We start from the raw sequence: 9478 nt of genomic DNA on the forward strand, positions 1-9478 counted from the left end.
CTCAAATGGCCCAAGGATAAAACCAAACTACACCTGCGGATCGTGCCAGGTATTGTTGATTAGTAATCAGAGTAGCGGGGCAAATTGAAGATTTAACCGTACTTTAAAATTTTCCACCAAAAATTATTTTCAAATGAAAAAGCTAAACACGATTTTATTCTTCATGCTCATCCTGGGAGTCAGTTCAAGTTTCGCCCAAAGCAAAACCGACCTGACCGGAACCTGGGTGTTCGACGTAGAAACTGACGCAGGAAGCGGCAGCCCTACTTTTGTCCTGAAGCAGGACGCCGAAGGAAAAATCACGGGTACTTACCAGGGACAACTGGGAGAATCCAATCTGACGGGGATGACTAAGGACAGCACCTTCCACCTGGAATTTACGGTGCAGGATAATACGATTGAATATGACGGAAAGATAGAGAACGATGCTGTGAGCGGGAAGGCCAAGTTGGGTACTTTGGCGCAAGGTACTTTCAAGGGAAGGAGGAAGGAATAACAGAACGAAGCATAAAGTCATGAAGAATATCGTGTACTACGTCGCAATTTCACTGGACGGGTTTATCTCCGGCGAAAACGGAGATAGCAGTGGATTCAAGGCCAAAGGTAATGGCGTGGACAAGTACCTGAGTGATTTGGCCGCGTTCGACACGGTGATTATGGGCCGTAACACCTACGAGTTCGGGTACAAGTTCGGTCTGAAGCCTGGTCAGGCCGCTTACCCGCACATGAAGCACTTTATTTTTTCCGATAGCCTGACCTTCGTGGAGCAGGACGAAAAGGTAAAGGTACTCCCCATCCAATTAGAGGAAGTTGAGAAAATCAGGGCGCAGTCCAAGACGGATGTCTATCTGTGTGGCGGCGGACAGTTTGCCGGTTGGCTGCTGGATAATCATAAAGTCGATGTTTTGAAGATCAAACTCAACCCATTGATCTTGGGAAAAGGCGTTAGACTTTTCGGAGATTCAAAGCAGAGCTTTCAAACTGAATTAATTGAGTCAGCAGTCTACGAGGATGGTTTACAGATCATGACTTATAAGATTATCTATTAGTCCCAAACTCTGATCTGACCTTACTCAGATACTGATTGTGAAACACAAACCGCTAGCCACGCGTTTTAACCCCACAAACTAATCAAACACAAAAAATGATGCTATACAGAAACATCGCTCTAGCCGCCGCCAGTCTGATGCTGGGTGCCGCCTCGTGCGAGACCATGAGTCAAAATAAAGGAAATGACAATAGCCCCGTGCGCGATGTGGCTATCGAGGCTCCCGCCGGACAAGCTACGGCGGCTTTTGCCGAAGGCTGCTTCTGGTGTACCGAGGAGATTTTTGAGGCGGTCGTGGGTGTAGACTCGGTTATTTCCGGCTACGCGGGCGGCCACACAAATAATCCGACCTACGACCTGGTAAACACCGAAACTACGGGCCACGCTGAAACGGTGCTGGTTTACTATGATCCCGCCAAGGTCAACTACGAAGAACTGGTAAAGATTTTCTACCTGTCGCACGACCCTACTACCCTCAACCAGCAGGGACCGGATCGTGGCACGTCGTACCGCTCTATCCTTTTTTACCAGACCCCCGAGGAAAAAGCAACCGCCGAGCGCCTGACGGCTGAGATGAACAAAGATCGCTTCAATGGCAAGATCACGACAGAGCTAAAAAGTCTCGATAAGTTCTACCGCGCCGAGGGCTATCACCAGGACTACATCGAACACAATCCCGGCAGTTCTTACGTCCAGAATGTGTCTCTCCCGCGCTTCAGGAAATTCAAGGCGGCTTATGGGGGGGCTTTGAAGGAGGGAGTTTAGTTCAGAGGCACAAGGAGGCAAAGTTCCAAAGGCACAAAGTGATCGTCGCTGACAATTTTCACTCTGTGCCTTTGGAGCTTTGTGCCTTATTTCACTTCCCCAGCACCATATTACTCGTAATCTCCTGCTCGAAGGTGATGTAGCCGGGGTAGTTGACGGCTTTGTCGCCTACGGATAGTGTGGGCTTGATTTTGACCGTCAGGACGGCGGGTTTGCTATCGTCTTTGCCGGAGAGCGATTGGATCATAGCCACGAAGCTGTCGCGGGTTTCATCATTGGCGATCAGGTCGTAGGCGTTGGTACTGAGTTGCACGGGTACCTGCGTGCTGCCCGTCCCGGGGTACACCTCGATACGGCGGTTCAGGACACCTCTAAAAACTTCACTTTTGGACAACAACACGATGTATTCCAATTGATTGATCGCCGCCAGGTTTTTGGTTGGGTTTACGATGTCGAGATTAACGCGCAAATCCAGCGGTACTTTCTTTCGCAGCAGCGCCAAGCCTAGTTGTGGGTACTTGGTAGGGTCCAAGTCCTTGACACTCTTAATATTCCTGAATTCACGAACATCTGTTCCGGCCAGGTAGATGCTGTCCACGGAAGAGATAGCGTAGCGGCAATCGCCGAAGGTTTTGGCTTCCTTGACTTGATTGCTGACCCCGCATTGAGTGAGTAAAACGACAACGGCTAGTAAGCCTACCGCGCTGATTAATTTCTTCATTGTTTCTAGTGATTATGCTTTTGTGAATAGGTGGTAGAACGCCAAGTGCGTCCCCTTGCGTTCAGAATCGTTTTCTTTTAAAAAAAACCTAAAACTCCTAACGCCTCTACGACTGACTGCGACGTGGACAGTTTAATTTTTCTGGCACAGATTTTTTTTAAATCAACTGAGCAAAAATTTATTCAAGAACGTCTGACGAAGGAAGCTTCACGCGCATTGTCCATTCTATATTTTTCACTTTTTATTAAAAATATGCCCTGGACCAAGAAAGAATATCCGCCGTCGCTGAAAAATTTCATGGGACCCGTTCGCAACAAAGCCATCGAAATCGCCAACGCCCTGCTGGACGAGGGCTACGACGAAGACCGCGCCATCCCCATTGCCACGGCCAAAGCCGAAGAGTGGGGCAAAAATCGCAACAAGAAAATCCGCAAGGATAAGGCTCCCTGAGAGTTAAGTTCAGAAAGAATTTCTCTGGCAAGAAAGCTGGAAAAAACGTACTTTTGCCAACCCCAAAGAGGCAAGACGGCTAACCCCGCCTGCCTCTTTTTTATTGCCGATAAATGCACAGATTCATCCAATGGTAAAGGTTTATTCAATAATTCACTCATTCAAAATTGACCAAATGGCAAGCTGGTACTTAGGAAAAATACGTTACCAAAAAGAAGACGAAAACGGAAGACTGAAAACTACCAATGAGGCGTACCTCGTGGATGCCCTCACTTACACCGAAGCCGAGGCACGGCTCTATGGCCAAATCGTAACGGGAGTCACGGACTTCACCGTCACGGCCATCACGCGGATGCGGCTGGCGGACTTGCTTACCTTCGAGGGGGGCGAAAAGTGGTTCAAGGCTAAGGTAGTTTTTTACTCGATCGACGAAAAGAGCGGGAAGGAAAAAAAGGTCGTCAACTACGTGTTGCTGAACGCCGAAAACATTACGGAGGCCTTGGAACGAATCACCGAAAGTCAGCGTACGATGCTGATTCCCTACGAAACGACGGATATGAACCTTACGCCGATTCTGGATGTGTTCCCCTACGAGGCGGGCGCGACTGAGGAAGTAGTACCGCCCAATTTTCGGCCCGTAGCCGAAGTGCAAGCCGAACGGGAGGCGGCGGTTTAGCGTGTTGTAGTTGTTGAAAGAAAGCGTCGGCGTCAGTATGGAATTAATTTTTTCATAGTAACGCCGACGCTTTTGTTAAAAAAATTACATTTTGATGACGATAGCCGTTACGGGGACGCACAGCGTACTGCATGGTTCGCCTATCGGCTGTACCGTAATAGTGGCGCTACCCGAAGTGGAACCTTCGGTGCAGGCGTCTTCCAGCGTGCTAAGCGAGTAGGTCGTGGTTTCGGTGGGCGATACAGAGATGACAAACGGATTCGCTGAGGTGGTGAACTCACTGCCATCGGAGAGTTTGAGTTTCCAGGGCGCTCTTCCGGTAAAGTTCACGGTAAGGTTGGCCGAGTTACCACTCGTGATCGTGGTATTCCCTGAAAGAGTAGCGGTGGGAGCCGCCGCGATAGCGAAGGGAGCAGTAGGTGAACCCACGATGCCCGGCCCCGTAGACACTACGCGCAAGCGGTAGCCAGCACCCGCTGGTAGATTGGCCGGAATGGTAGCGCTGAGTGATCCTGGCGTCGGGGTACTCGTAGTGGAAATATCGGTAAAATTGGCTCCGTTGGCGTCGGACAACTGCACTTTGAACTCGTTGGCCGAGTTAAAAAATGCGTTGGTAGTGAAAGATACCTGTACTTCGCTATCCCGGCAGACCGTGTCGGCGGCGATGTTGAGTGTGGCGATGGTATCGACCGGAGGAACGGCCGCGATCGTCACCGTGGCGCTACCCGACACCGTTCCTCTGCCACAGGCGTTAGTTACAGAGTCGATGGTGTAGGTGGTAGTGTTGTCAGGAAATAAGTTGATGAGCAAAGGGCTCTGCGAGAGATTATTGTAAGATATTCCTGCCACACTAATCGAGGTCGGCGACGGGCCGCCGAAGCTGACTCTTAGAAGGGCTTCCCCGCCGGAATTGATGGTCGTGTCGCCCGAGATGGTGGCTGTGGGCAGGCTACCCGCAAAGGCGCAGGCCGTGGCGTCGGTGAATGTACCGGGAAAAGCGGGGGTTTCGGTGGCCGATCCGGCAGTTATCCTTACTTGCGATACCTTAATACTGGGAAAAGAGCCCGCTCCGTTCCAGGCGGCGGTGTAACAGCCGTCAGACAAACTCGGAATATCGAACGTCAGGTGCGCGATGTCTATCCAATTATTGGTCACGTTGACAGAATCGTTATACGGAGCGCTACCATTATAAACTACGTTCAGGGTCAATACCGAACCCTGTGTACTCAGAGTGAGCGTTCCGTATTTTCCCCCCGAATAATTGTCCAGGGAAGATAGCACCGGGTTGGTCAAAGCGTTCGTGGAAATGGTGAAAGGCAGACTCGAAGTACCCAGGATGAAGGTACTATCCGCACTGGAAGCCTGAATCTGAGCCGCGAAGGTAACTTTACGAGTCACGCAGTTTACCGACTCCTGCACCAGCCGCAGGTCGTATCCGCCGTTTTGGGCAAAGGCGTTTGCCGTGGTGAGAACCAGAAAAAATACAAACAGGAAAGGGCGTACAGGCCCGCTTGTCCGGAGGATAGAGTTTAGCATTTTACTTAGAATAGGTTAATCAATTTTAAAAAAAATCATTGCCTTCCGACCAGAGAGAATTTGCCATTGTTAGTATTCCAAATCAACTTGTCGAAGGCCGAGATTTGGGCATCCATATCAAAATCAGCGCTGGAATAGAAGTCAAATGCCCCGTTAGCATTCAGCCAAAGCAGATAGTCGCTGGCATTGATTACAAAATCTTCATCGGGTAAATTTTTGTTGCCGTCACAGCAATGCATCGCAAACACCGTGCCGATTTGCTTTTGGCCCACCGAAATGGGGCTGGTATTTGTATAGGAATCCTGGGTAGTAAAATTGTAAGAAAGTGTTCCGTTTTGTACCGAAACAGGTACTTGAGACATTACCCCCAAATGGTTACGATGCTCAACCACAACGTAGTACGATTGGCTGAGTGATAGCTTCGGCAAACTGTCAACCAATGTCACTTGCCCGTCGTTGCGCAGCAAGGCCGCCGTGCGGAATACCGTATTGTTCACGGAAGGAAACCCCTCCCTTAATGAAATAAGTATCCAATCCACCACATTGCCCTGGTAGTTGCTTTCCGACTCGGCTCCGTTGTAGTCCCACGGGCTCCCATTGTACGGCTGCCCGCCGGGTGTGGCTGTGGCTGACGAGCCAACAGGCGTTTGGCCGGGCAGCAAGCCGCGCTGATTCAGCGTGGTAACCATCAGTCCGGTGTTGGCGATATAGGGGCCTTCCAGGAATACTTTCAGGTTCAAGGTCGTGGGGGGAGGTGCGGGCGATTGGATGATCAGCGTGTAATCCTCCGCCTCGCCGAACTGTAACGGGCTGCAGGGATCGGTCACCAGTCCGTTGTCGCGGAAGCGCGAACGAACCCGCATGCGCGTCGGGCCGAAGGCAGCCGAGGCCGGAATGCTTATTGTGCCCGACACAGTAGGCGACATGTCGTCACCGCTTGACGATTGGAACAGTAGTTCGGCAGTTTCAAATATGCTGTTGCGGTCTACATCCACCCAAATTGACAGGTGTTGCGGAAAAAAGGTGCCGCTACCGCCCGGCACCGCCCGTGCTGTGAAGTTATAGCTTTGCCCGGCCTCTACGGCTACTTCCGTAGCAGAAAAATCGCTGTAACTCTTAATGCCGCAGCCCGAATCAAGCTGGGAAATCAGGGTAGTGGAGCTTTTACTCAATAAAAAGTCGGCGATCAAGACGGGCGAACACGCTGAGGAATACGAAGGCTTGCAGTAAAAAAGCTCCACCATAGCCGTGTCCGCCGCGCTGTATTGAATGCCATTGGCGACTCGCACGCGGTAGTAATACAGGGTGTTGGGACTGACGGTGGCATCGAGATAGCTGGTCACATTGGGAATTAGCCCTACGATGGGAACGTAAGCGTTGGCGCTGCTCTCCGAACGCTCCACAATGAAGCCGCTTTCGCCATTGCCGGGGTCGTTGAATGTCACTTGCACGCCTCCGTCAGTCTGGTTGGCTATTACCTGCGTGGGTACCAGAGAGGAAGGTGGAAAGTCGAGTGTGTACTGGTTGTTTGGGGCTGTCCTCAGCAGTAAGCCATCCTTCATGCGATCGTGCTGGCCAGGTGTGAAGTCGTTGCCGCAGAGGTAGTAGTACGACATTATATTGTTGAGCGCGGGTTGGTACAAATCGCCGTTGGCATCCTCGACGGTTCCCGTGTAGGAACAGCCGGAAGTAGTAGCCCCCGCCAGGCCATAGGGGTCGGCAGGTGTATCACAAAGCAGGTCGCCCGCCGTGGTGCAGTTGGCTCCCGGCCCGCGAGTGACTAACTCACGAAGCGATAGATCGGGATTAGTGTTATTATGGAGAGTGTGCAGCAGATTGAAGTAGTGGCCCAACTCGTGGGGTAGCGTGCGACCATCATCCAGTCGGTCAGCCCTGACAAACACCCGGTTGCTGCTCGCCAGCACCGAGGGGTAGTAGGCGTAACCCGTCACGCTGGATGCCTGGAAATTGAGCGTCCCGACCACATACACGTTCACGGCATTATTTACGTCGTTGGCGTTGGCGAGGGCGTCTTCTTCTGTGTATTCGTAGTCGTAGTAGGTATCGCTGTCAATATAGTTTGGCCCGCTGCCTGCCAGGTAAAACTGCATCTCGCTTTCCTGGTACTCGCGGTTGATAGACGCTAGTGCGGCGTTCATTTCGCCCACCGAGGCCCCATCGGTACCGTTGCTGCGCCGGAGGATGTGAAAGCGTATAGGTATAAAGGTGTAGCCGCCCGCCATCATTCGCCCGTTCCTCCCATTTTGCCCCAGCTCTTTGATTCTGGCTTCCCTGGTTGCTATTTCCTGAGAAGTGGGTTCAGGACTTCGGCAGTCTATCTTTTGGCCTACACCGTCGTAAGCCCACGACAAGAGGATAATTACTCCGCACACGGGCTTGATAAGGCGAGAATACAGCACAATAAATATCTTCAAAATACCCCTCGATTATAGGTTACAAGAAGGTACTTTTACTACAAATAAAGTGCCGTTTTCTACGTTTATGAAACTTATTTTATAACATAGGTTAACATTTTGATGCGAGATAGTAGCTTTTTTGAAAAGTACGAACGCCAAAAATAATTCTAAGTACTTTTCAATACTGTTTGGCGTACTGATTCAAATCCAGAGAGAAAGGGTTAGGTTCGTAACTCACTAGTTTCAGTGATCCGTACTGATCCTCGGATTCAGTGACGAGTTGACGAGGCCCCAACAGGTACGCATAGCTGAATGATACGGGTAGTTGAGCGTCGCCCTCCCATTCGTCGAAAGCATACAGCGGATACACGTTGAACGGTACTTCGGCTACCCATAGCTTGGTGCTTTCGTTGGTCTTGAGATACGACAAAACGTACTCCTGACTTTCCCACCCGAAGTCGTTGCGCTGGTTTCCGGTGGGTTTGCATTGCTCCCTAAAGGTTTCCTGCTGAAACTTCACCTCATCGGCTTCGGGTTTTACCGAGCGATTCTGGAACATTTCCCGGATTTTCTTTCCCGACTCAGTCTTGCCGCAGGCGATCATTTTGCCATCGGGCAGTGCAATAATCGCCTCGTTCATGTCGTCGGTGGCGCCGAAACTGCTTTCCCGCTGGAAACACATTGTCCCCGTGACGGGATCGATAAAGATCCATAGCTCACCTTTGAGATCGTCGCGCTTTCGGGTGTATTCGTAGATCAGCGCGTGGCTGAAATAGTACTTCCCCTTTTCGGGCTTCCATTGCGCGTTACGGTAGGCGTCGCTGACGGGCTTTTTGGCGGGTTTAGTTTGGGCTTGAGCGGCATTGGTTCCTACAATCAGGCTGGCGATTGTCAGGAAAAGCAGAGGTTTGAAACTAGGCATCACGAAGTCGGGTGTGTTTGGTTTGTGGTTGAAATTTTTCAAAAATAAACAATTTGCCGCTAGACTGGTGCCGTGTGAGGGGCTGGGAAAATTCGCGATTGCGTATATTGGGACCCGAAACAAAAATCGGCCCGTTCTCTACCATGCGGAAACTACTACTCGCAGCGATTCTCTTCCTTCCTGTCAAATCGCTTCTGCTGGCTCAATCCGTACCTACAATCAAGGTATCTGACATTACGGCGGATACTACTTTGCTTAGCCTGGCGGCTTGGCGCGTTACTGAAAGCCGCAACCTACCCACCGACACACTGGCGGCCGGTACTTTCAGCCGGGCAGTCTCGGACGGGATCGTCGGGCGCGACAGCGTACAGTGGCTGCGCTTTGACCTGCTCAACGATCTTACTACCCCGCAACGTCGCATTTTTCAGTCTCCTTACCACAACGACGTCGTCCATTTTTACTATTCAGAAGACAATTTCAAAACCTGGACGCATCGGCAGATTGGAGCCTACGTTTCGTACCATGAGGTGGACTACCGATTCGATAATTGTCGCTTGCCAATCGACCTTTTGGCCGGACAACGTCTTTCTTTTCTGGTAAAGCTGGAAAACGATTACTACCCGCAATCCGACGCCAATCTTTGGCTTCAAACCGATGAAGGGCTGAAAAGTGATTTCTGGTCCATGTATTCCCGGAACTTCAACGGCGTGTATCTCAGCGTGCTGATTTTGGGAGCCGTGCTGGCCATTTTTCTTTTTGTGGCTTTTTTGTACATCACCACACGCGATTCTCTTTACCTGTACTACGGCCTGTACCTGGGCGGCGTGGCTCTCTACTTTTCTACCAAAACCGACTCGCTGTTTTTTCTGGGCTACTGGGTCGGGGGGGTTCCAAAGTTCTTTACCGTGCTCAACGAACCCGTTCAGATGCTCTACACCGCGCT

At 51.0% G+C, this 9478-nt stretch carries 10 protein-coding genes; 6 read left to right on the forward strand and 4 right to left on the reverse strand.

The features are described 5' to 3' along the window. Positions 1-133: 133 nt before the first annotated feature. The 3 genes from ACEW8P_RS00890 (at position 134) to msrA (ending at position 1813) form a co-directional block, all read left to right on the forward strand. Positions 134-496 (forward strand): hypothetical protein, encoded by a 363-nt coding sequence (locus ACEW8P_RS00890; protein ID WP_373511226.1) that lies wholly within the window; start codon positions 134-136, stop codon positions 494-496. Between the two features lie 19 nt (positions 497-515). Further along, a complete protein-coding gene (locus ACEW8P_RS00895; protein ID WP_373511227.1) occupies positions 516-1049 on the forward strand; it encodes a dihydrofolate reductase family protein in 534 nt (177 codons plus the stop codon). Positions 1050-1144: 95 nt separating this feature from the next. Beyond that, positions 1145-1813: a peptide-methionine (S)-S-oxide reductase MsrA gene (gene msrA, locus ACEW8P_RS00900; protein ID WP_373511228.1), complete on the forward strand. Its 669-nt coding sequence runs from the start codon at positions 1145-1147 to the stop codon at positions 1811-1813. A 91-nt stretch (positions 1814-1904) separates the two neighbouring features. On the opposite strand, the gene ACEW8P_RS00905 is transcribed toward msrA, so the two are convergent. Beyond that, positions 1905-2534, reverse strand: a complete 630-nt coding sequence (locus ACEW8P_RS00905; protein WP_373511229.1) for a hypothetical protein — start codon at positions 2532-2534, stop codon at positions 1905-1907. 252 nt (positions 2535-2786) lie between these two features. On the opposite strand from ACEW8P_RS00905, the gene ACEW8P_RS00910 reads away from it, so the two are divergent. Continuing rightward, complete coding sequence (locus ACEW8P_RS00910) at positions 2787-2984, forward strand: DUF2188 domain-containing protein (RefSeq protein ID WP_373511230.1); 198 nt, start codon at positions 2787-2789, stop codon at positions 2982-2984. A 175-nt stretch (positions 2985-3159) separates the two neighbouring features. Next, a complete protein-coding gene (locus ACEW8P_RS00915; protein ID WP_373511231.1) occupies positions 3160-3660 on the forward strand; it encodes a DUF4494 domain-containing protein in 501 nt (166 codons plus the stop codon). Between the two features lie 84 nt (positions 3661-3744). Here the strand turns inward: ACEW8P_RS00915 and ACEW8P_RS00920 are convergent, their stop codons facing one another. The 3 genes from ACEW8P_RS00920 to ACEW8P_RS00930 form a co-directional block, all read right to left on the reverse strand. Further along, the gene (locus ACEW8P_RS00920) at positions 3745-5196 is read right to left on the reverse strand and encodes a hypothetical protein (RefSeq protein WP_373511232.1); all 1452 of its coding nucleotides are present in this window, start codon (positions 5194-5196) and stop codon (positions 3745-3747) included. Between the two features lie 35 nt (positions 5197-5231). Continuing rightward, a complete protein-coding gene (locus tag ACEW8P_RS00925; RefSeq protein WP_373511233.1) occupies positions 5232-7631 on the reverse strand; it encodes a GEVED domain-containing protein in 2400 nt (799 codons plus the stop codon). 160 nt (positions 7632-7791) lie between these two features. Beyond that, the gene (locus ACEW8P_RS00930; RefSeq protein WP_373511234.1) at positions 7792-8577 is read right to left on the reverse strand and encodes a hypothetical protein; all 786 of its coding nucleotides are present in this window, start codon (positions 8575-8577) and stop codon (positions 7792-7794) included. 101 nt (positions 8578-8678) lie between these two features. Here ACEW8P_RS00930 and ACEW8P_RS00935 point away from each other — a divergent pair. After that, positions 8679-9478: 7TM diverse intracellular signaling domain-containing protein (locus ACEW8P_RS00935; RefSeq protein ID WP_373511235.1), on the forward strand; the 800-nt coding region annotated here is incomplete at its 3' end.

The organism is Persicitalea sp. (genome assembly GCF_041751555.1).
GTDB lineage: Bacteria > Bacteroidota > Bacteroidia > Cytophagales > Spirosomataceae > Persicitalea.

Bases quoted from the DNA above. Each gene is read 5' to 3' on its own strand.
- ACEW8P_RS00920 (WP_373511232.1), bottom strand. From the start codon at position 5,196: ATGCTAAACTCTATCCTCCGGACAAGCGGGCCTGTACGCCCTTTCCTG.
- ACEW8P_RS00895 (WP_373511227.1), top strand. From the start codon at position 516: ATGAAGAATATCGTGTACTACGTCGCAATTTCACTGGACGGGTTTATC.
- ACEW8P_RS00905 (WP_373511229.1), bottom strand. From the start codon at position 2,534: ATGAAGAAATTAATCAGCGCGGTAGGCTTACTAGCCGTTGTCGTTTTA.
- msrA (WP_373511228.1), top strand. From the start codon at position 1,145: ATGATGCTATACAGAAACATCGCTCTAGCCGCCGCCAGTCTGATGCTG.
- ACEW8P_RS00910 (WP_373511230.1), top strand. From the start codon at position 2,787: ATGCCCTGGACCAAGAAAGAATATCCGCCGTCGCTGAAAAATTTCATG.
- ACEW8P_RS00890 (WP_373511226.1), top strand. From the start codon at position 134: ATGAAAAAGCTAAACACGATTTTATTCTTCATGCTCATCCTGGGAGTC.
- ACEW8P_RS00915 (WP_373511231.1), top strand. From the start codon at position 3,160: ATGGCAAGCTGGTACTTAGGAAAAATACGTTACCAAAAAGAAGACGAA.